18 protein-coding genes are annotated in these 19,895 nt (G+C 51.6%); 5 read left to right on the forward strand and 13 right to left on the reverse strand.

Annotated features, from left to right (window positions below):
• The 6 genes from MKX98_RS20765 to MKX98_RS20790 all read right to left on the reverse strand — a co-directional run bounded on the left by MKX98_RS20765 (position 1) and on the right by MKX98_RS20790 (position 6,626).
• Entirely contained in the window at positions 1 to 1,470 is a 1,470-nt protein-coding gene (locus tag MKX98_RS20765) for a rhamnulokinase family protein (RefSeq protein ID WP_339218141.1), read from the reverse strand.
• A 71-nt stretch (positions 1,471 to 1,541) separates the two neighbouring features.
• Positions 1,542 to 2,807 (reverse strand): L-rhamnose isomerase, encoded by a 1,266-nt coding sequence (gene rhaA / locus MKX98_RS20770; protein WP_339218143.1) that lies wholly within the window; start codon positions 2,805 to 2,807, stop codon positions 1,542 to 1,544.
• A 108-nt stretch (positions 2,808 to 2,915) separates the two neighbouring features.
• Positions 2,916 to 4,985 carry a bifunctional aldolase/short-chain dehydrogenase gene (locus tag MKX98_RS20775; RefSeq protein WP_339218144.1) on the reverse strand — a complete coding sequence of 690 codons (2,070 nt, stop codon included), beginning with the start codon at positions 4,983 to 4,985 and terminating at the stop codon, positions 2,916 to 2,918.
• Positions 4,986 to 5,212: 227 nt separating this feature from the next.
• Positions 5,213 to 5,533 carry a DUF4176 domain-containing protein gene (locus MKX98_RS20780; RefSeq protein ID WP_339218146.1) on the reverse strand — a complete coding sequence of 107 codons (321 nt, stop codon included), beginning with the start codon at positions 5,531 to 5,533 and terminating at the stop codon, positions 5,213 to 5,215.
• A 5-nt stretch (positions 5,534 to 5,538) separates the two neighbouring features.
• Positions 5,539 to 5,739 (reverse strand): hypothetical protein, encoded by a 201-nt coding sequence (locus MKX98_RS20785; protein WP_339218148.1) that lies wholly within the window; start codon positions 5,737 to 5,739, stop codon positions 5,539 to 5,541.
• A gap of 17 nt (positions 5,740 to 5,756) precedes the next feature.
• Positions 5,757 to 6,626: a WXG100 family type VII secretion target gene (locus MKX98_RS20790; protein ID WP_220684701.1), complete on the reverse strand. Its 870-nt coding sequence runs from the start codon at positions 6,624 to 6,626 to the stop codon at positions 5,757 to 5,759.
• 362 nt (positions 6,627 to 6,988) lie between these two features.
• On the opposite strand from MKX98_RS20790, the gene MKX98_RS20795 reads away from it, so the two are divergent.
• Positions 6,989 to 7,882 (forward strand): hypothetical protein, encoded by an 894-nt coding sequence (locus MKX98_RS20795; protein WP_339218150.1) that lies wholly within the window; start codon positions 6,989 to 6,991, stop codon positions 7,880 to 7,882.
• A 203-nt stretch (positions 7,883 to 8,085) separates the two neighbouring features.
• Here the strand turns inward: MKX98_RS20795 and MKX98_RS20800 are convergent, their stop codons facing one another.
• The 3 genes from MKX98_RS20800 to MKX98_RS20810 all read right to left on the reverse strand — a co-directional run bounded on the left by MKX98_RS20800 (position 8,086) and on the right by MKX98_RS20810 (position 10,221).
• Positions 8,086 to 8,409 carry a hypothetical protein gene (locus tag MKX98_RS20800; RefSeq protein ID WP_194543416.1) on the reverse strand — a complete coding sequence of 108 codons (324 nt, stop codon included), beginning with the start codon at positions 8,407 to 8,409 and terminating at the stop codon, positions 8,086 to 8,088.
• A 101-nt stretch (positions 8,410 to 8,510) separates the two neighbouring features.
• Entirely contained in the window at positions 8,511 to 9,596 is a 1,086-nt protein-coding gene (locus tag MKX98_RS20805; protein ID WP_339218152.1) for a redoxin domain-containing protein, read from the reverse strand.
• A gap of 97 nt (positions 9,597 to 9,693) precedes the next feature.
• Positions 9,694 to 10,221, reverse strand: a complete 528-nt coding sequence (locus MKX98_RS20810) for a GNAT family N-acetyltransferase (RefSeq protein ID WP_194543418.1) — start codon at positions 10,219 to 10,221, stop codon at positions 9,694 to 9,696.
• Positions 10,222 to 10,398: 177 nt separating this feature from the next.
• Between MKX98_RS20810 and MKX98_RS20815 the strand changes: the two genes are divergently transcribed.
• Positions 10,399 to 12,228 carry a DUF2334 domain-containing protein gene (locus MKX98_RS20815; protein WP_339218154.1) on the forward strand — a complete coding sequence of 610 codons (1,830 nt, stop codon included), beginning with the start codon at positions 10,399 to 10,401 and terminating at the stop codon, positions 12,226 to 12,228.
• A 136-nt stretch (positions 12,229 to 12,364) separates the two neighbouring features.
• The gene (locus MKX98_RS20820; RefSeq protein WP_339218156.1) at positions 12,365 to 13,057 is read left to right on the forward strand and encodes a pentapeptide repeat-containing protein; all 693 of its coding nucleotides are present in this window, start codon (positions 12,365 to 12,367) and stop codon (positions 13,055 to 13,057) included.
• Positions 13,058 to 13,193: 136 nt separating this feature from the next.
• Here MKX98_RS20820 and MKX98_RS20825 read toward each other — a convergent pair whose 3' ends face one another.
• Genes MKX98_RS20825 through MKX98_RS20840 form a run of 4 tightly spaced genes read right to left on the reverse strand, consistent with a single transcriptional unit; the run spans position 13,194 to position 17,343 of the window.
• Positions 13,194 to 14,300 (reverse strand): Gfo/Idh/MocA family oxidoreductase, encoded by a 1,107-nt coding sequence (locus tag MKX98_RS20825; protein WP_339218157.1) that lies wholly within the window; start codon positions 14,298 to 14,300, stop codon positions 13,194 to 13,196.
• 20 nt (positions 14,301 to 14,320) lie between these two features.
• On the reverse strand, positions 14,321 to 15,052 hold the full coding sequence (locus tag MKX98_RS20830; protein WP_194543422.1) for a ThuA domain-containing protein: 732 nt from the start codon (positions 15,050 to 15,052) through the stop codon (positions 14,321 to 14,323).
• 53 nt (positions 15,053 to 15,105) lie between these two features.
• Positions 15,106 to 16,266, reverse strand: coding sequence for a Gfo/Idh/MocA family oxidoreductase (locus MKX98_RS20835; protein WP_071220291.1), 1,161 nt, complete (start codon positions 16,264 to 16,266; stop codon positions 15,106 to 15,108).
• 24 nt (positions 16,267 to 16,290) lie between these two features.
• Positions 16,291 to 17,343: a LacI family DNA-binding transcriptional regulator gene (locus MKX98_RS20840; protein ID WP_194543423.1), complete on the reverse strand. Its 1,053-nt coding sequence runs from the start codon at positions 17,341 to 17,343 to the stop codon at positions 16,291 to 16,293.
• A 161-nt stretch (positions 17,344 to 17,504) separates the two neighbouring features.
• Here MKX98_RS20840 and MKX98_RS20845 point away from each other — a divergent pair, with 161 nt between their 5' ends.
• Both MKX98_RS20845 and MKX98_RS20850 read left to right on the forward strand, forming a co-directional pair.
• Positions 17,505 to 18,548, forward strand: coding sequence for an ROK family protein (locus MKX98_RS20845; protein WP_339218160.1), 1,044 nt, complete (start codon positions 17,505 to 17,507; stop codon positions 18,546 to 18,548).
• Positions 18,549 to 18,577: 29 nt separating this feature from the next.
• Positions 18,578 to 19,831, forward strand: coding sequence for an MFS transporter (locus MKX98_RS20850; protein ID WP_339218162.1), 1,254 nt, complete (start codon positions 18,578 to 18,580; stop codon positions 19,829 to 19,831).
• The last annotated feature ends 64 nt before the right edge of the window (positions 19,832 to 19,895 follow it).

A 19,895-nucleotide genomic window follows, 5' to 3' on the forward strand; every position in this document is an offset into this window, starting at 1 on the left:
CTATCTCTTCCCGGTCCGCTGAACGAACACCCCGTAAGCCTCCTCCCATAAGGAAGTTTCCTTCGGCTCGTAGGTCTTGACCGGGAAGGACTCTCTAATGACTGCGCGTGCTTCCCATATATCGGACAGCTCGCCTTGCGCGATCCACTGCACGGCCATATTGCCGATGGCACTGCCCTCCGCAGGTCCAGCCCATACGGGTTTCCCTATCGCATTCGCAGTCCACTGGCATAATGTTTCATTATGAATGCCACCGCCCACCATATGCAAGCCCTGAAATTTTTGCCCCGACAATTCCTCGGTCAACTCCAGCACATAACGGTACTGCATGGCCAGGCTCTCCATAATGCAGCGTACAAGAGCGCCTGCATCCTGCGGAACGCTCTGGTTTGTGCGCGCCGCATATTCCACTACACGCTTCGGCATGTCTCCGGCTGGGAGGAATACGGGATCATCGGGATCAATAAAACAAGCAAATGCCGGCGCCGCATCCGCCATCTTAACCAATTCGGGATAGGAGTACGTTAACCCTTCTCGTCCCCAGGTCCGCTGACATTCCTGCAGAATCCAAAGTCCCATAATATTCTTGAGCAGTCGGTACGTGCCGTAGGCTCCTCCCTCATTCGTGAAGTTCAGCTCTCTGGCCCGTTCATGAATGACAGGCTGATCGACTTCAGTTCCCATCAGCGACCAGGTACCGCAGCTCAAATAAGCAAACGAACGCTCTATAGCCGGAACCGCGACCACGGCGGAAGCCGTATCATGCTCTGCAACCGTATAGAGCGGAATCGGCGGGATCCCCAGCTCCTCCGTGACGGATGATCTCAAAGCCCCAACATGCGTACCGGGTTGAGCCACAGGATAAAATAACTTATGAGGAATATCCAATGATTTCAAGAGATGATCATCCCAGCTTGCCGAAAGCGGGTTATACAGCTGCGTTGTAGTAGCGTTCGTAAATTCATTCGCCATCTCGCCGGTCAAGAAGTAGCGCAGCAAATCGGGAATCATAAGAAAACGCTCGGCTTCTTGAAGCAAGTAGGGCTTCTGACGCTGCAAGGAAGCCAGCTGATAGATCGTGTTGAATGAGAGGAACTGAATCCCCGTCCGATCAAATATCTCGGCAGGCGGCACATCCCGGAAGACCTGTTCCATCACGCCATCCGTGTGCGTGTCCCGATAATGATACGGATTCATGAGCAGCTCCCCGCTCCGATCCAGAAGTCCGAAATCCACCGCCCAGGAATCAATACCGATGCTCGTCGGCAGGCTATGCTGTCCCTTCAATCGGAGCAAGCCCTGTTTCATCTCGTGGTAGATCCGCAATATATCCCATTGGAAACGGTCGCCGATTCGAACCGGATCGTTCGGGAACCGGTGAATTTCCGTTACGTCGATGGTTCGGCCGTTCCATTGGCCCAGCATGGCCCTGCCACTGCTTGCGCCCAAATCAAATGCAAGAACGCTCAACGCTCCCCAGCCTCCTTGTCAGATCATAATCAACGATTCAGGCACGAGCCCGAGTGATACCCCGTCTCTTCTCATGCTTGCGTACGTTTCAGCAATACATCCCGTTCATACTGTTTCACTTCGGACAGCCACTCTTCTCTTACAGGTACGCCCATACGTTCGCAGTAATAATCCCACACCGCTCCAAACGGATAGGATTTAAACTCTTCCGTTAACGCCAGGCGGGTCGTGTAATCGCCTTCAAGTTCGGCCTGCTTCAGCCGATCGACAGGTTCCAGCTTGGCACGCAGCAGCGCCTTTATTGTATTTCGGGTACCGATAACCCACGCGGCGATGCGGTTAATGCTGGCATCAAAGAAGTCCAGTCCAATATGGGTAACATCCAGCAGGTTATTGCGCACCAGCTCGCGTCCAATCTCGGTCAGTTCATCATCCATGATGACGACATGGTCGCTGTCCCAGCGCATCGGCCGGCTGACATGAAGGAGAAGTCCATCGGCGAAAAGGGCAAGCGATGACAGTTTGCCGGCAATGCTCTCGGTTGGATGGAAGTGACCCGCATCCAGGCAGATCAGCTTGTTGTTCTGTATGCCGTATCCCATGTAGAACTCGTGCGAACCCACAACGTAAGCCTCTGAGCCCAGTCCGAACAGTTTACTCTCGACGGCATCGAGGTTCCATTGCGGATTAATATCTTCAGCAAAAATCTCATCCAGCGCTTCCTTCAGCCGCTGCCTCGGCGCCATTCGGTCTACCGGCATATCCTTATAACCGTCCGGAACCCAGATATTCGTCACGCAGGTTTGACCCAGCTGTTCGCCGAAGTAAGCCCCGATTCTTCGTGATGCCTTGCAATGCTCAATCCAGAATTGACGGATTGCCGGATCGGGATGACTCAGCGTAAACCCATCCTTCGATTTGTCATGGGAGAAGCAGGTCGGATTAAAATCGAGTCCGATTCCTTGCTCTTTGGCCCAATCCACCCAAGATTGGAAGTGCCTCGGCTCCAGCTGATCCAGATCAACGGTCTCATAGGTATCCGCGTAGATCGCGTGGAGGTTCACTTTGTGGGATCCCGGAATGAGCGACATCGCTTTTTCCAGATCGGCCCGCAGCTGTTCCGGCGTTCCTGCAGCGCCTGGATATTCCCCGGTCACGGAGATGCCCCCGGACAGCTCCTGGTCGCGGAACAGGAATCCCCGGACATCGTCTCCTTGCCAGCAGTGAATGGAGATTTTGATGCGTTCAAGTTCCGTCAAAATTTCGTCCACGTTGATGCCATGCTGCCCATAGAGCTTTTTCGCTTCTTCAAAGTTCCTTGCAACATCCTGCCTCATCCCATAACCTCCCGTATGATATGGATAGCTAGGTCATCTCTGACCCAGCTTCCCATCTTAATAAGAAATCTTGATTTCTTGCGGTAGATGCGTCATATCTTCATTCGATTAACGAGTAAACGCAGCAGGCACTCCGCCGTCAATTGTCAGCATGCAGCCCGTTGTCTTCGAAGATCTTGATGATGCAAAGTAAGCGATGCCTTCGGCAATATCCTGCGGATAGATGTTGACAAGAAGCGTCGTGCGTTTACGATAGTGCTCTTCAAGCTGATCCGGCTCAATCCCGTAAGCTGCTGCCCGCTCGTTTCTCCAGTTTGAATTCCAGATCGCGGAGCCTTGCAGAATGGCATCCGGAAGAATGGTATTGACTCGAATGCCGTATTCTCCGCCTTCCGCAGCAATGCAGCGAGCCAGGTGAGCCTCCAGTGCTTTTGCGGAGCTGTATGCAGTCACGTTCTTGCCGGCATAGACCGAATTTTTCGATCCCACAAACACCATGCTTCCGCCAACGCCCTGTGTCTTCATCAACGAGAAGGCTTCCCGCGCAACCAGGAAATAACCTGTGCCCAGCACGTTCATGTTCAGATTCCATTCCTTCAGCGATGTCTCGTCAAACGGGCTGGATGTCGCAAGGCCCGCATTGTTGACGATAATGTCAACACCGCCATAAGTGATGGAGGTTTCTCGATAGGCGCCTTTCACGGCCTCTTCGTCGGTTACATCCATTTTAACAGCAAATGCCCGATTCTCCCCGTATTTTGCATTGATCTCCTCGGCTACCTGCTGCGCGCCTTCCAGGTTCAAATCCGCCAAAACGACATGTGCGCCTTCAGCTACCAGCCTGCGGGCCGTGGCACTTCCGATACCGCCTGCTCCTCCGGTGATAAAAGCGATCTGGCGCGAAAACTCCGCTTCTGCCGGTGCGAGGCTCAATTTATACAGCTCCAGCGGCCAATACTCGACGTTGTAGGATTCATTTTCACTCAGGGATACAAAATCGCCCAAGGCCGTCGCGCCGCGCATGACCGCAATCGCCCGATGATACAGGGCGCCGCTGACTTGCGACATCGCCCAGCTCTTGCCCGTGTTGATCATGCCGATGCCCGGAATAAGAATGACGCGCGGAGCCGCCTCGAACATGATGTCGCCTTCATGATGGTTGCGTTCAAAATAAGCTTGATACTGCTCTTTGTATGCTGCAATGCCTTCGATCAGCTTTGCCTTAAGGCCTTCGACATCTTCAGCATCAGGTGTCCAGTCGATGAAGAGAGGAACTACCTTGGTATGAACCAGATGATCGGGGCAAGCTGCGCCTACTTGGGAAAGCTTCGGCGAATCGATACCGCCGACAAAGTCCAGCACATCCTCTTGATCGTCGAAGGACAGGATCATCTTCTTCACATCGCTGACGGCACCGCGGACCGCGGGCATCACTTCGGCGGCAATGCTGCGGCGCACTTCCGAGGCCAGTGGCGCGAACTTCCGGCCACCGAACAGCTTGTCGTTATTCACTCGCGCTTCGATGTAGGCTTCCGCTTCACTAATGATTCGAATCGTTTGTGCGTAACAGGCTTCCGATGTATCGCCCCAAGTGACAAGCCCGTGCTTCTCCATAAGCACAAGCTCGGCTTTCGGATTAGCCAACACCCCTTCGGCAATCATCTTAGACAGCATAAATCCAGGGCGAACGTATGGTACCCACACAAATCGGTCGCCAAAGATCTCCCGGGCTAATTCTTTGCCGTTATGGGCGCAGCATAAGCTGATAATGGCATCCGGATGTGTATGGTCCACATGCCGAAACGGCAAGAACGCGTGCAGCAGCGTTTCAATGGATGCGCGCGGGTGCTTCGAATCGACCATACAGTGACCCAGGTAAGCCACCATCTCTTCATCCGACATCGAATCCCTTTCGAACAATGGCCGGATGTCCTCCATCCGCAAGCCTGTGAAATTGCCCGCTTTCATGGTAGCCAGATCCGATCCGCTGCCTTTTACGTACATAACCTCTATGTCCTTGCCGCGAAAATCCTGAATCGTTGTTTTGCTGGATGTATTGCCGCCGCCCCAGTTGCACACACGCCGGTCGGACCCGATTAAATTTGAACGGTAGACCAGCTCATCCAATGTATTTTGTGCCTGCTGCGCCTTTGACTGTTCCCATAAGCTTTGAACCATGAAGTTTCCCCTCCGATTGACCATATGAATTTGCTTTCATTTGTTTCTCATAATATCACGCCCGTTTATCTTTGAATAGTATATTTTCAAAAATAAACACAGATTTAAATATGTTTATTTAGGATTACGCACTGTGAATCTGTTGCAAACAAAAAAGCAGCCCTGCCAGAGTTGCCTCTGAACAGAGCTGCTATGCTGCTATGCTGCTGTGCTGCTATATGATGAAACTATGATTTGTCCGAGCCTGCGGCTGCCATTTGATCCGCCTTCGCAATTCCTTCGATCAATGCATCACGAAACGCAATTTCGTCCTCATTGACGTAACCCATAAATACAATTTCCGAAATGTCTTTATGGTTGAAAAAGATATTGGAATCCGCGGTCAGATTCCCGTGAGGGTAGAAGCAGGCCACGTAATCCCAACGCTTAAACGTCTTGGAGTCGTTCTGCATCCGACCATAGATCATCAGCGTCTGGTCCCATTCCTTGAACTTGACTACGGATCCGATTGGCAGCAGTTTCTGTTCCGTTTGCTCATGCTGTTCCATGTTGATCAACCCTTCAATATTTTTTTACTGATCCAATATACAATCGACACAACGAGCGGTACTCCAATGAGAAAGGATAGGCAAATGACTGCTTTTTCCGCAGCTGCGTAACTTGTGTCAAGCAGATTGGGAATCACGGTACCCAGTACACCGACAACAGCAATGATCACCATTATGTATTTGAACCGTTTTTGTTTATCGCTCATCGGCGGTGCTCCCCCTTCTATTTTACCGTAATCGCTCCTCCGAGCCCGACAAGGCTTGCTCCAGGTCCTAACGGCACGTGGAACTTTAAACCGCTTTTCCCCACCTCAGCGGATGCGCCGAGTACGCCGAGTGAAGCGGAACCTCCAATATGCAGCTCCTTATCCGTCCATGGAAGCGGAATATTCACGCCGCCTTCATACTTGTTTAATGTAGCTTCAGCCCCGACACTGAGCGTGCCATCCTTAACGGCCGCCTCAACCTCGGCCTTAACCAGGCTAACCGAACCTTCGACATGATCATTAGCATAGCCTGCTTCTACAACTGCGCCGCTGGCATGCGCTCCTTCAGTAAGGCTGGCACCTGCGCTGCCTGTAATGGCTTTGGCAAATAACCCATTCTCTTCATGCTTGATTACGCTGCCTTCCACATTTACACCTTTAAGTGCTGCATCCAGCGGGTTACTTGAAGATTTAGCAGAAACACCGGAAGCCATAGTTGCAGAGCCTGCTGCAGCTGCCGTAGGAATTCCGGCTCCGGAGGCTGCTCCAGACAGAATACCTGCACCGGCAACTGCTCCTCCAGCGGCAACTGCTCCACCAGCGGAAGCACCGTTCACCATCTCATCCGTGGAACGGAATTTGACGGAAATTTGCTTCAGTTCGGTGGATATCGATTGTAAGCACTCTACGAATTTGATCATGGTTGCCCTGGCTTGCTGGTAATCCCCGAAAAACCGCTCACGGGTCATCCCCTGCCACTGGCCTTCCATTTCATGAATGCTTCGCTGGAGCCGCTCCACCATATCGCTGCTAAGTTGCCCTGACTGCGCAAATTGCGTGGATACCTGCTCCAACTGCTCGGGTGTAACTAAAATTCGATTGGACATAAATACGGACGCCCCTTCTGTCTTTTTTGCCTCTGCTCTTCAGGCAGTCTAAATGCAAATTTCAATTCCATAAACCTATTAACCGGTCGATCACGTGAATAACCACATTTTTCAATTTTAGTAGGTATACAGGAAAGGAGCAATCAAGCGAGAGGTTCATTTCTTAATGCCTAATCTAGTAAAAAAGAACTGGCTCCGTTTCTCTTCCGTCCTGATTAACACTCGCTTCATCCCCGGCTTTAGTCCAGCCTTGAAATCATTCCGGCGTACAGGGTCCCCTTACATCCCCAGCCCGTTAAAGTCACCCCCATTCTCCTGTAAATTATAAACAATTCATCATTACGGAGAGGGTGTCATTTCATATGAATCAACTTGCACGTGAAGCGACGAACCGGGCGATCAAGCTGTATAAGCAGGAGACTTGGCTCTTGCTGACGGGGCTGCTCGGGTTTTTGTTAGCCGGAATATGCGGGATATGGGTATTGCTGAATGGAGGACCTGTCTCGCCTGATGGAGATATCTCCAAAGCATTTTCCTTCAACGCGGCCCTGGGGATATTCATCATATCAACCGCCATCATTTTACCGGTTTCCGGTATGAGGCCTCGAAGCAAATCGATCTACCGCTGGTGTTATATTCCGCTCGTTCTGTTCTCCTACTTCGCCGAAACCGTTCAAAACTTCCGCGGTGTCGATCCGCGATTCGTCCAGAACGGCTCGACCTTTGATCATGTCATCTCGGTTATTTTTCCTGCTGTTGCGATTCTGCTTATCATATTCTACCTGATCCTTGGCGCCCAGTACTTCCGCAAGCGTGTAATGCAAGCCCATCCGGAACTCGGACTCGGCATTCGTTATGCCATGATTGCGGTGCTGCTATCTTTTGCAGCCGGCATATGGATCTCCATCAACGCGGGACGCTATACCGGGATCGACGGCAATATCATCTGGCTGCACGGACTAGGGTTCCATGCTCTGCAAGCGATCCCTTTTATGGCGTGGCTGTCCATCAGAAAATCCGTCAATCCTGCGGTTAAACCGATACTGATCCATATTAGCGGCTTGGCGTATTTGCTCGGATTAATCGCCATCGGATGGCAGACGTTTCTTGGATACTCCATCGCCGAATGGTCCTTGCTTCCGATTCTGGCGGGCAGCTGTTTTCTTGTCTCATTCACGCCGGTTATATGGCTGCTCAGTCAATCGAATACATCCGTTGAACCCATCCACAATGCCCACTCCACTCGTAATGTATGAGGCTAGCATAAGAAAAACGTCTATCGACGAACTTTCTCAGAAGACAGACCGCGCTTATAGGATGTTTTTCTTGCGATATCAGGAAGGCCCATGCTTCGAAGTTTATACTTTCTGATATCTAAAAAAAAGAGACAGTACCGGGGAATTCCCCGCCTGTCTCTTCTATAAAAACACTGCGCCCGTAATCTAAAGCCTGTGACCGCTTAGATAAACAAAAACGGAATGAGAAACAACAGCGCTATGGCTTCCCAAGCTAGCACATTGGCTCCCCAGCCGTATCCGCCGTAACCGTAAGGTCCGAATGCGGACGTGTGCGCACCGCCTTTAGTAGACTTCGAAGATTTTTTGCCCTTCTTGCCTTTTGTGGACAATATATATGCGGATGGGTTCGCAAATTCGAGTTCAAGGCCTCGATCATGTACACCGCGTATGGTCCCCACGACTTCCGTTCCATCACGCATGACAGCGCAAACGGTTTTGCCGACGTAACCTCTGCATCCTTCTGCCGAAATTGGTATTGGCTGCACTCTATCTCCCCCTCCCCAGCGTTTGTGTATTATATTCCCCCTGGGGAGAAGGCGGCAGAGATAGATGTCCACGTCACCAAAAATCCGCAATTGAACCTGACTTAATCACTAGCCTTTCGGTAGGCCCTAACCATTAAATCCTCGTCGATTGCGCCTTGAAACCGCTCTGATATCACACCATCCGGCTTAATGACGTAGGTGGTCGGATAGGCCACCACCTCATATTGTCTCGTGCTTGCTCCGCTCTGGTCGTATAGGACAGGGAAGGTTAAGCCATTTTTCTCGACGAAAGATTGCACCTCACTCATGCTATTTTCCAAATGCGTCATATTGACAGCCAGAATGATTACATTCTCATCCTGATATTTGTCGTAAAAATCCTGCATATAGGGCATTTCTACCTTGCATGGCGGGCACCAGGAGGCCCAGAAGTTCAGAAGAACGGTTTTCCCCCGATAATCGGACAGTTTGACCTCCTGCCCTTCCCGATTCATCAGCGAAAAATCCGGTGCGCGAAGTCCGGGCTTTAACCCTTCAGCAATGGTATCCGAATTGCTTTCCACATTCGGAGATACGTTCGCTTCTCGCTCGCTGCCCGCGGTCAAAGCAAAGTCATAGATTACCCACACGAAGAGAGCCCCCATGATGAGCAGCACCGCTCCATTTCTGCCTAATCCCAGGGTAAGAAAGCGGGACAGCGGAGAATGGAAGTGAAGCCAGCTCATCGTCAGCAGTATGCCGAATATTAGCATATAGAATAATGAAGAGTTTACACCGGCCCCGTCCGCCCACAACCACTGAAATACATACCCGGCCCATCCGCCTGCAAATGCCGACAACAGTGCGGACTTCAGCAGCAGACCTGAATTCTCCCTTTTTTTGTTCCAGCGCAGAGCTGCGTAGACCAGGGCTAGAACGGCCCCAAGCCATATCCCCTTCGTTCCGCCGGTCATGTAAATAAGCGAGGTGGGATGCTGAACGGTGCGGATCGGATCGAACACCAGCATCCCGAATTTCCATGAAATAAAACCGATGATAAGTACAGATAAATAAGTGTCCAGGATCCATTCCCGCTGCGGCGTCTGACGCAAACGAATTCGAAGCGCAGCAAATCCGGCTGCCGCACAGATCAGAAAAATCACGATGTCGGCCCTCATCATAAAAGGTCCTATCGGAATTATGCTCAAATGCAAACCTCCTCAGGTCGGCAGAACAATTACCCGCCGGGGTATATCATCATCATAGTAGATTCCCTCTCTAATGTAAACTCAAGCGGGGCATTTTTCAGGAGAAGGATCCAATCCGGTCAATGGAACTCCATAGCAGAGCCACTTCCGTATGCGTTTTTCCGCCGATTACAATTTCTTTTCGTCTCCGTTCCTGGCCGCCCATATGTTTATAAAAATGCTCAGCCGAATTACCTTCCAGCACCCAGACCAGTAAAGAACGATACCCTTTCTTTTGCAGAAACTCCTTCAGCCTCGCAAAAAGCTCCCGTCCCCAGCCCATCCCTTGAATCTCTTTCAGGAGATAGATCGCGTAGAGTTCTCCTTCATCAGAAATCTTCTGCTCTCGCTCCGTGCCGTAAGACATGAACCCGTATACCTTGCCATCTTCATCGGCAATGACCAGAAGTTGTTCGTCCTCCGGCATATTGGCAAGCTTACGGCGCCAGCCTTCAATCCGATCCGCAGCAGACAATTTTTCTAAAAAGCGATCATCCACGATCCCCTTATACGTCGTTTTCCAGCTGTTCACATGGACGTTAGCAATGCCTGCTGCATCCTGTTCATTTGCGTGCCTAATCTGCATGAACTTCCTCTTCCTCCTGCCCATATCTTAATCCCTATGTATTCGCGGACACGCTCCGCGATCCTCTTTTTTCTTCGTGAACGCTTCATCCCCGATGACGAAATGCCCATTCCCGGCATAAATATATCGGGATATCGCGATCTCGAAAACAACTGGCATTGGAAGGAGCCATCTTGATTGGGTAAGGCATTGATACGGCTTGAAGATATCGGTCCGGGCGGCTGGTATGAGACGGAAGAACAACAGGCGAAGCTGCTGGTAATCGCACAGTTGCTGCATCAGCTGCAGATTCCCTTTCATCTGGCCGTCATTCCGCGATATGTAGATCCGGCACAGCATGTGGATCGGTCGATAGATGATCAGCATGATGGAGCTTCCGTTCGATTTGTCCGGCTGCTACAAACGATGGTAGACCTTGGCGCCTCGATTGGTATTCATGGATATACGCATCAGTACGGGGGATCGGTAAGCGGCGACGGATTTGAATTTGCTTATTCCGAATGCAGCGCCGACTGTCCTCCAGATGATCCGCCCGAAACGGTCCATTCGCTCCGTCAGCTGCAGCAATCTTATGCTTATCAGCGGGTACAGCAGGCTCATAAGATGTTTCAAAGAGCTGGTCTTTCGGCGGTTTGGTATGAAACTCCTCATTATACCGCTTCATCTGTCCAGCGACACATTATCGAGATCTGTAACGGCATCCTCTATGAATCACCGCCTTTCAGCCCGGTTGCAAGGACAGCAGCACTACAGCACATCCCGGACGATCCGTTAACGAACGGGACGATCTACGTTCCCACTCCGCTTTATTATGTGGCAGGTGATAAGATCGAGGAAGAAGTCACTCGGATAGAACGGACATTGCAGGATTTCACAGGAGCACGGGAACTGGCTTCATTCTTTTACCACCCCTATCTCGAATTTCCCTATATCCGCTTCCTTGCTGACGGCAATGTGCATTATGACGAGCATTCACCGCTCAGAAGAATCATTCAAGCCTTCAAGAGGGAGCTTAAATCGTTTGTGTCCATAACCTCGAGCATGCCCTTTATCCCGGATTTCAGGGAAACCCGATTGCTGGACAGGATGACCATGAAACACCCTAAGTTTCTGCACGCCAAGAGACAAGCGCTGCCGGATCGATGGATCGTCCGGGACGAGACCAACAACCAATGGTACGACGCTGCTCTTGAGGTCGGGTTCCCCATGAAAATCCATAATGGCATACGATATATACGCCCCATGTTGGCAGATTGGCCACTATACCCGGGTGGGACTGCGATGGCTGGCGATTACGATGGGGATGGCAGCATCGATGCGGCTGTATGGAATGCGGAGCTTGGGATATGTGAGGTTGCCTTGGGCTCAGGCAGCCGTTTAGTACCTTCGGGTCATTGGCTCTGTGAATCTGGAGCCGTGGACTGGAAAGCTCTTACGGGAGATTTTGACGGAGACGGCAGACATGATTTATTTTTATGGGACCCTGTCACAGGGAAAGCCGCCATTGCTTTTAGCTCCGGGCGTGATTTTTATTCTCCCCTAATTCAGCATGAGGTTTCCGTACGGGGTGAAGGCATGATACCCTCCATAGGAGATGTGAATGGCGATGGGCTGGATGACCTGGTTGTGTGGAATTCCGACTCAGGCACATGCCAGGTCTGGTTAAGCACCGGGAAACAGCTCGTGGATGCGGGAGATTGGTATTCCGCCAAGAGTCCAATGGGTTCTTTCATATCCATGATGCTTGGCGACGTGGATGGCGATGGGCTGGAAGATTTGATTCTTGTTGAACATACCGCAGGGAACTGGTTCGTTCTATATGGCTCGGGGACCGCCTTCGGGCGGCAGGAAGAACGGTTTGGGCCCTGGGTTGCCGGAGAACGCATGACACCTTTCATTGCCGACCTGACGGGCAATGGCCGTGTCAGTCTGCTGGCATGGTCTCCGAATCGGCTTGGCGGCACCTTAGACGCCGCCATCAATTCCAGAGACCGGACAATCGGATAAGGACATGATATACTTCTATACAACGAAACCGGGTCATTTCAAAACTCCCGCTATACGCGGTCTGTCATCGGAGAAAGAACGTCGATAGATCTATAGGATCATCTCTATACTTATTTCTATATTTGGAGGAGAATTCATGTCATCCAATAGCAAGAGCAATTCTAACAACAATACAGCCGGTCCATCATCCCCAGTCAAAATCGTGAAACCCAAGCTCCCTAAGCAGCTTGAGCCTATGATTCTATCCGATACTGGCGTTGACGATGAATCCTCATTTATTCAATCCACTTGTCTGGACGAGACCCTGTCTTATATTTCAGCCGACAAGGTTCAATTCGATCAAATGATATTCCATAATGTTACGTTCCAGCACGTCACGCTCCACCATGCCGAACTAACGGATCTTGTGTTTAACCACTGCGATTTGTCCAACGTCGACCTCAGTGAGGCCATTATGTACCGCGTACAATTCAATCATTGCAAAATTCTGGGGCTCGACTTGACGGCAGCCACCATCCGAAATGTCGTATTCGATCATTGTACGGGCGACTACGCTACGTTCCGTTTTGCTAACATGAAGCAAGTGTCCTTCCAATCCACCTCGCTCGTAAAATCGGATTTTTATCATTCCGAATTAAGTAAGGTGGAATTTGTGGATTGCCAGATCGACCAGTCGCAGTTCTCCGGCACGAAGCTTGCGGGAATCGACTTAAGCCGAACGGACTTTCATAACATCGGCGTGACCCTGGAAGATCTTCAAGGATGCATCATATCGCCGCATCAAGCCATCCCGTTAACCAAAATATTCGGTCTTGTCGTAAAAGATTGAGCGTGAGCTTAGGCTTGGCCCATATAATCAAAATCGTTTGTTTACAGGGGAACGTATACACGTGCACAGCATAAAGCGGCTTACTCCGTGGTCCGCTTGGACCTTTCGGGTTAAGCCGCTTTCTTAAATCATCCTATTATTGATCAAGGGTGTATTTCTGCAAATCAAGCGGGAGCGGGGCCGGGATGTCACAGGTGCTGACCATCTCATAGCGCTTGCCTTCATCGGAAGCATCATGGAAGCCCCACATGGCTTCAAGCACATGATAGGCAAGCTCGCCGCTCGCACGATGAGCTCTTCCGCTGCGGATGGCGTAGGCCATATCCGCCGGGCCGATCCCTCTTGTATTCTCGTTATACCCGGGAAGCAGCGGCTCTTCCGTCCACTCGGTTTCTCCGGTCAATCGATATTGTACGGAGCCGCCAAAGCCGTTGGGATCCGGGACGAGCATCGTGCCCTTGGTGCCGTAGATTTCAATATTAGGCAGCGTGCTGCCTCCAAATACATCAAAACTCGTAATCAGCGTGCCAATCGCACCGTTATGAAACTCCATAAGTCCAGCCACATGAGTAGGAATGTCCACTTGAATTTTTTGACCCTGTTTTTTCTCACTGGTAATCGTCCGCTCCGCAAGGGCCGTCCCGGTCATGCCGCTAATACGGCGGATCGGTCCCAGCAGCTGAACCAGCGCCGTCAGGTAGTAAGGCCCCATATCGAACATCGGACCTCCGCCGGCGGCATAATAAAATTCCGGATCGGGATGCCAATGCTCATGACCGCGGCTCATCATAAATGCGGTCGCTGCTATCGGCTTGCCGATGCGCCCGTCTTCAATCAGCTTCAGTGCCGTTTGGATTCCTGCTCCAAGAAATGTCTCAGGAGCACATCCAACGAGCAGACCTTTGGACGCAGCCATATCCAGCACCGCCTTACCCTCTTCACGGGTTACGCCAAGGGGCTTTTCCACATACACGTGCTTGCCGGCTTGCAGCGCATCCAGCATAATTTGCGCGTGTAATGCAGGTATCGTCAGATTAATGACCAGCTCAATCTCCGGATCTGCAAGCAGCTCCTCGGTAGTGTATACATTCGGAATTTGATACTTGGCAGCCTGTTCCTCGGCACGGGCACGATCGATATCCGCACACGCCGTCAGCTCCAGGATATCGAACTTATGACAGTTTTCCATATAGATGCCGCTGATTTTTCCGCAGCCAATGATGCCAACCTTTACTTTCTTCATGATCCAAGTCTCCTTCTGCCTTATTGGCTGTCTCCCATGCCTGTGTAGCCTTGACCTTCCGTAAACACACTCATGTCCGAACCCGAATATAATGCTTTTCCTTCAGCAGCCCAGAGCAGTCCCCTGCGCATCATTTCCTTCACCTGCGGCATATCGACGATATCGGCATGATGGCCGAGGGAATTGTAATAGACCCGTCCATATCCCCAGCGCTTCGTCCATACTACCGGCATATCAACCGCTTGGTTCAGCAGATGCGGTCCGGCCACAACCGGAAAGCGAGTGGTTGCCAGCACTTCAACGGCCGGATCGACATGCAGATAATACTGCTCGGAGACCACCGTAAAATCCTGCATCCCTTCCACCAGCGGGCTGGAGCTCGATTTAATCTCTACCTGGTACTTCACGCCATCGTTGCCCGGATGCGCAACCCATTGACCTCCGGTCATGAACTGCCAATCCACATTGTTGCGAAACGAATCGCACATCCCGCCGTGACAGCCCGCCAAGCCGGTTCCCTTCTGCACGGCAAGCGATACGTTGCTCACCTGCTCCTTCGATATTTCTCCCATCGTCCATACCGGCACGATCAGATCCAGGGCCTGAAGTTTCTCTGCATCATTAAAAGCATCCAGCGTGTCGGACACCTCAACCTCATATTGCTCAGCCCGAAGCAATTCCGCGAAAATGCCGGCAACCTGCTCAGGTTCATGTCCGTCCCAGCCGCCCCATACGATCAAAGCCTTTTTCATGCGTAGCACTCCTTTTTTTATGTGTCCGGCCAGGATTGGCCGAAGTGACTTGATTACATTTCCGACAACCGGACCCAGCGGCGTTCTTCAATGGATTTATCCACGGCTTCCAGCACAGCCTGACATTTCACGCCATCCTCGAAATTCGGCACAGGCTGCCTTCCCTCGGAAATAGCGGTCGATAGCTCCAGGATTTCATGCGTAAAGGTGTGCTCGAAACCAATCGTATGTCCCGGCGGCCACCATGCCTCCATATAATCGTGAACGGGATCGGTTGCCAGTACGCGGCGGAAGCCCTGAACATCCTCATCGTCGGACGTAAAGTAAACCTCCAGCTCATTCATTCGTTCAAAATCGAATTTGACGCTGCCCAAGCTGCCGTTGATCTCAAAGGAATTGGTGCTGCGGTGCCCTGCGGCAAAGCGCGTTGCCTCAAAGCTGCCCAGCGCCCCGTTCTCGAAGCGGGTCATGAACAACGTGGCGTCATCTACCGTCACTTTCCCCATGGGACCGCCTGTGCTTCCTTTTGCACTTAACCCGGTCATCTCGCTGGCAATGGGACGCTCCTTGATAAAGGTCTCGCTCATTCCGATCACTTCCTGCATATCACCGACCAGATAATGCGCGAGATCGATCAGGTGGGCACCAAGATCCCCATGCGATCCGGATCCGGCCACTTCCTTCTGCAATCTCCATACCAGCGGGAATTGCGGGTCCATGATCCAATCCTGCAAAAACCAAGCGCGGAAATGATAAATCTGACCCAATCTTCCACTCTCAACCAGCTTCTTGGCCAGTCTTACAGCTGGCGAAAATCTATAATTAAACCCAACCATATGGGTAACTCCCGCTTCTTCCGCCGCCTGCAGCATCTCTCTGGCATCCGCCAAGGTCAAGGCAAGCGGCTTCTCGCAAAATATATGCTTCCCCGCCTTCGCCGCGGCAATGGCAATCTCCTTATGGGCATCGCTTGGCGCGTTGATATCGATCAGATCGATATCTTCCCGATTGACAAGCTCCTTCCAATCGGTAACGCTTTCACTCCAGCCCAATTGATCCGCAGCTGCTTGCACGGCCGACACATTGCGGCCGCAGATCGCCACCATTTCAGGCTTCAACGCCTCCGGGAAAAACATCGGCAGGCTCCGGTAAGCATTGCTGTGGGCTTTCCCCATAAATTTATAACCAATCATGCCTACACGTAATTGTTTCATCCTTCATTCCTCCTTAAATAAGAGTTATTCATTTCGATGAAGCGAAGATGCACGGATTACCAGGCGAGTTGGCAGCTGGCGATGGAGCACTGCGTTCGTTTCGCTGCCTTCTGGCAGATCGGAGGCGTCCAGCATACGAAGCACATGATCCGCTGCAAGGCATCCCAGTTCATAGAACGGAACCCTCACGCTGGTAAGCGGCGGCGTGCACAGCTCGGCGGCTTCCGAATCGTCATACCCGACAAAAGCAGGCATTCGCTCCTCTGAAATGCCTAGCGCACGCAGCCCCTGCTGAAGTCCAATCGCCATGCGGTCATTGGCTGCAAATACGGCTTCAATCCGGTCCAGCTTCCCGGCGACTTTCTCGGCAGCAGCATAACCGCTTTTACGGCTGAAGTTACCTTCGAACAGCAAAGTTTCATCCAGTACGATTCCCGCTTCATTCAGTGCCCGGCTGTACCCCTTCAACCGATCGCGACTGTTGGAATACTGAGGCGGCCCATTAAGAAAAGCAATGTTCCGAAATCCCTGCTGCGTCAAGTGATGAACGGCTTGATAGCTGCCATCCACATGATCGGCATCCATAACGTGAAAGGCCTCGCCGTCAAAGTATTGATTAATCAGGCAATAAGGGTGATCCGCTTCGCTCAGCTGTTTGATGGCCGCACGTTCGCCTTCATCATCCCGGGCACCAAGAATAATGCAAGCGTCTACCTTCTGGGTGCGGAACAGATTCAAGTAATCCATTGAACCGCCGGGCTCACGGAACAGCATCAATAGGTCATACTGGCTTTCCAGCGCCTTACTGCCAATACCGCTTAATATTTCGGAAAAATAATAAGCGGAGAAGATGCGGGCTTTCGGCAGGTAGGGCATGACAACGCCCAGGTTACCGCTTCTTCGGCGGGCAAAACTTCGGGCAAGCGCACTTGGGGTATACCCAAGCCGATCCGCCGCTTCCAGCACCCGCTGCTTGGTCTCTTCCTTGATAGGTCCGACCCCGTTCAGTACACGGGATACCGTCGCTTCCGAAACGCCGGCAAGCTGTGCTACCTCTTTACGACTAGCGATATTCATCAAGCCTCCTGCAATTTATGTACGCGCGTACATTTTCTCATGGAGCCTCGCTGTTGTCAACCGTCTTAACCTGCAAAATTGTTCTTGCACCCTTATTTCAGATGTGCAATAATCTTCTCCAGATACTTATTAAACCTGTTTAAAAAGAAAGGGGGGTGGTGATGGATACGCGCAAAGAACCTTTACCCACACCGCAATCCATGAAATACGCCGTACGGCGCGCGCTCCGCGCTTCCCTGCTGGAGCTCGGTAGCGGAACCAAAGCGGAGCTGAGTGACAGGCTCGGCATCAGCTTTCCAACGGTGAGCAAAGTGCTGGAACAGATGGCGCAGGAGGGCGAAGTTACCCTGCTCGGACTGGATGAGTCCAGCGGCGGGAGACGTGCAAACCGCTACGCTTTTAACCCGGACTATATGCTGGGTCTCGCCGTTTATTATGAGAAGGAGCGGAGCGTATACACCATTTTTAACTGGAACGGCGATCTGGTCGAACGACAAACTGAAGACGGCATACTCCAGCTTGGACCGGAAGCGCTGGCTTCCCAGCTAAGAAGCTGGATCCACAGTTATCCGAAAATCCGCTCGATTGCGGTCGGCATGCCGGCTGCGGTTCGTGATGGCGTCGTTTTTCACGTGCCGTTGTACGGGACATTCCAGGATTACGACCTCAAATCTTACCTGGAGAACCTGTTCTCCATTCCTGTCATCGTGGAGAATGACATGAATGCGGCCGTGCTTGGCTATCAGAATCTGAGCCGTACGGAGGAGGCTTCTCTTGTATACGTGTATTTCGGACACAATGGACCGGGGGCGGGGCTGCTGATCAATGGAAACGTCGTTCGGGGCAAGTCGTTCTTTACGGGTGAGATCGGTTATGTACCGATGAGCAAAGACAACAATTTTCAAGATGTATTGGAGCGTAAAAGTGCCGTCATGAGCAGTCTCATCGAGCCGGATGAGGAGCAAATCGATGCGTTAAGCCGATTAAGCGCCGCCTTCACCGCGATTCTCAATCCGGATGCCATTCTGTGGTGTGAGCATAACCTCCTGCCCTCCACCCTGCTCTCCATTAAAGACCGGGCTTCCGCCTACGTACCGGAGCGCCATCTGCCCGAAATGCTGCTTCGCGAGTGGGAGCATGACTATATAGCCGGCCTGCAGCGGCTTGCTCTGGATATGATGATATCCGATACAAGTGCAATGTAAAATTCAACGATGACGATTGGGGAATAACCGTGAATACAGACCTTCAAACGAAAGCAAAACCTAAATTCAGCAAAGACTACACCCTTCATCTGGCAACCATCTTTCTGGGCTTTATCATATTTGGAATATCGGAAAACATTAAGGGACCCGCCATTCCAAGGATTCAATTCGATTTCCACCTGGATGAAATGCAGATCGGCACCTTGCTATCCCTGAACGCGCTCGGGTACTTGATTGCCTGCTCATTCACTGCGTTGTTAACGCGGAAGATCGGGATCAAGTGGGTCAGTATGGCCGCCTTCGGTTCGATGGCTATCTCTGGTGTGTTGATCTTCCTGTCGCACAACTACCCGATGTTTACCGCATCCTATTTCTTTATGTACATTGGAAACGGTATGCTGGAGATCGGTCTTGCCATATTAGCTGCCCGGATCTTTGTGCGAAACACAGGCACGATGATGAACCTGTCCCATTTCTTCTACGGAATCAGCTCAACCGTGGCACCGATGATTGCATCCGGACTTATGACCGTAACCGTGTTTAACTACACGCTGGACTGGCGGGGCATGTATCTGGCCATGCTGATGTTATCCGTGCTGCCAATGATCCCGGCACTCATGAGCAAGTTTCCCGGGGACGATCTATCCGAAACGGAACGAACCCCGCTTAAGTTGTTAGTTAAAGATCCTGCACTGTGGCTGGTCGTCATGATTCTATCCTTCGGTGTCGTATCGGAGATGGCAGTTGGCGGTTGGCTCGTAAACTTTCTTGAAAAATCGTACAAATGGGAACCTACGGCTGCTGCCGGGATGCTGTCCGCCTTCTTCCTCTGCTTCTCGGCAGCACGCCTGCTGCTCGGCCCGATAACGGACCGGATCGGCTTCACGCTGTCCATCATCATCCTGTCCGCGTTGACCGGAGTATGCACGTTTATTGCAATCTTTGGCGGAGAATCCTATGCGTTCCTGTTCGCGGCAGCAGGCATTGGAATTGCTCCGATTTATCCGACGGTCATGGCGCTCATTGCCAAAAGATATCCGAAAGAGAGCGACACCGCGATTACGTTCATCGTCACCATGATGGGAATCGGCAGCGTTATCGGCAATTACGCGATCGGGGCGATCACAAACGGCTTCAAGCAAATGTACGGCAGCGGAACAGAGCTCGGGCTGCTGCGCGGGCTTCAGGCGGGCTATGGCTTCATCGGATTGTGTGCCATCCTATGCTCGCTCTTTGGCATCCTTCTGTACCGTTATTTAAAAGTCCGTAAGCAATTGGTCTAATCCTATGATTCCTTGAACACTAAGGGAGCCCTCTTATAAGTACAAGAGGGCTCCCTTTTATTGA

It is taken from the genome of Paenibacillus sp. FSL W7-1332 (genome assembly GCF_037969785.1).
Taxonomy (GTDB): Bacteria; Bacillota; Bacilli; order Paenibacillales; family Paenibacillaceae; genus Paenibacillus_AQ.

What these genes read in the sequence shown, in the direction of transcription:
- rhaA (WP_339218143.1), bottom strand. Translation starts at nt 2,807, where the DNA reads ATGAGGCAGGATGTTGCAAGGAACTTTGAAGAAGCGAAAAAGCTCTAT.
- MKX98_RS20775 (WP_339218144.1), bottom strand. Translation starts at nt 4,985, where the DNA reads ATGGTTCAAAGCTTATGGGAACAGTCAAAGGCGCAGCAGGCACAAAAT.
- MKX98_RS20780 (WP_339218146.1), bottom strand. Translation starts at nt 5,533, where the DNA reads ATGGAACAGCATGAGCAAACGGAACAGAAACTGCTGCCAATCGGATCC.
- MKX98_RS20785 (WP_339218148.1), bottom strand. Translation starts at nt 5,739, where the DNA reads ATGAGCGATAAACAAAAACGGTTCAAATACATAATGGTGATCATTGCT.
- MKX98_RS20790 (WP_220684701.1), bottom strand. Translation starts at nt 6,626, where the DNA reads ATGTCCAATCGAATTTTAGTTACACCCGAGCAGTTGGAGCAGGTATCC.
- MKX98_RS20795 (WP_339218150.1), top strand. Translation starts at nt 6,989, where the DNA reads ATGAATCAACTTGCACGTGAAGCGACGAACCGGGCGATCAAGCTGTAT.
- MKX98_RS20810 (WP_194543418.1), bottom strand. Translation starts at nt 10,221, where the DNA reads ATGCAGATTAGGCACGCAAATGAACAGGATGCAGCAGGCATTGCTAAC.
- MKX98_RS20820 (WP_339218156.1), top strand. Translation starts at nt 12,365, where the DNA reads ATGTCATCCAATAGCAAGAGCAATTCTAACAACAATACAGCCGGTCCA.
- MKX98_RS20825 (WP_339218157.1), bottom strand. Translation starts at nt 14,300, where the DNA reads ATGAAGAAAGTAAAGGTTGGCATCATTGGCTGCGGAAAAATCAGCGGC.
- MKX98_RS20830 (WP_194543422.1), bottom strand. Translation starts at nt 15,052, where the DNA reads ATGAAAAAGGCTTTGATCGTATGGGGCGGCTGGGACGGACATGAACCT.
- MKX98_RS20835 (WP_071220291.1), bottom strand. Translation starts at nt 16,266, where the DNA reads ATGAAACAATTACGTGTAGGCATGATTGGTTATAAATTTATGGGGAAA.
- MKX98_RS20840 (WP_194543423.1), bottom strand. Translation starts at nt 17,343, where the DNA reads ATGAATATCGCTAGTCGTAAAGAGGTAGCACAGCTTGCCGGCGTTTCG.
- MKX98_RS20845 (WP_339218160.1), top strand. Translation starts at nt 17,505, where the DNA reads ATGGATACGCGCAAAGAACCTTTACCCACACCGCAATCCATGAAATAC.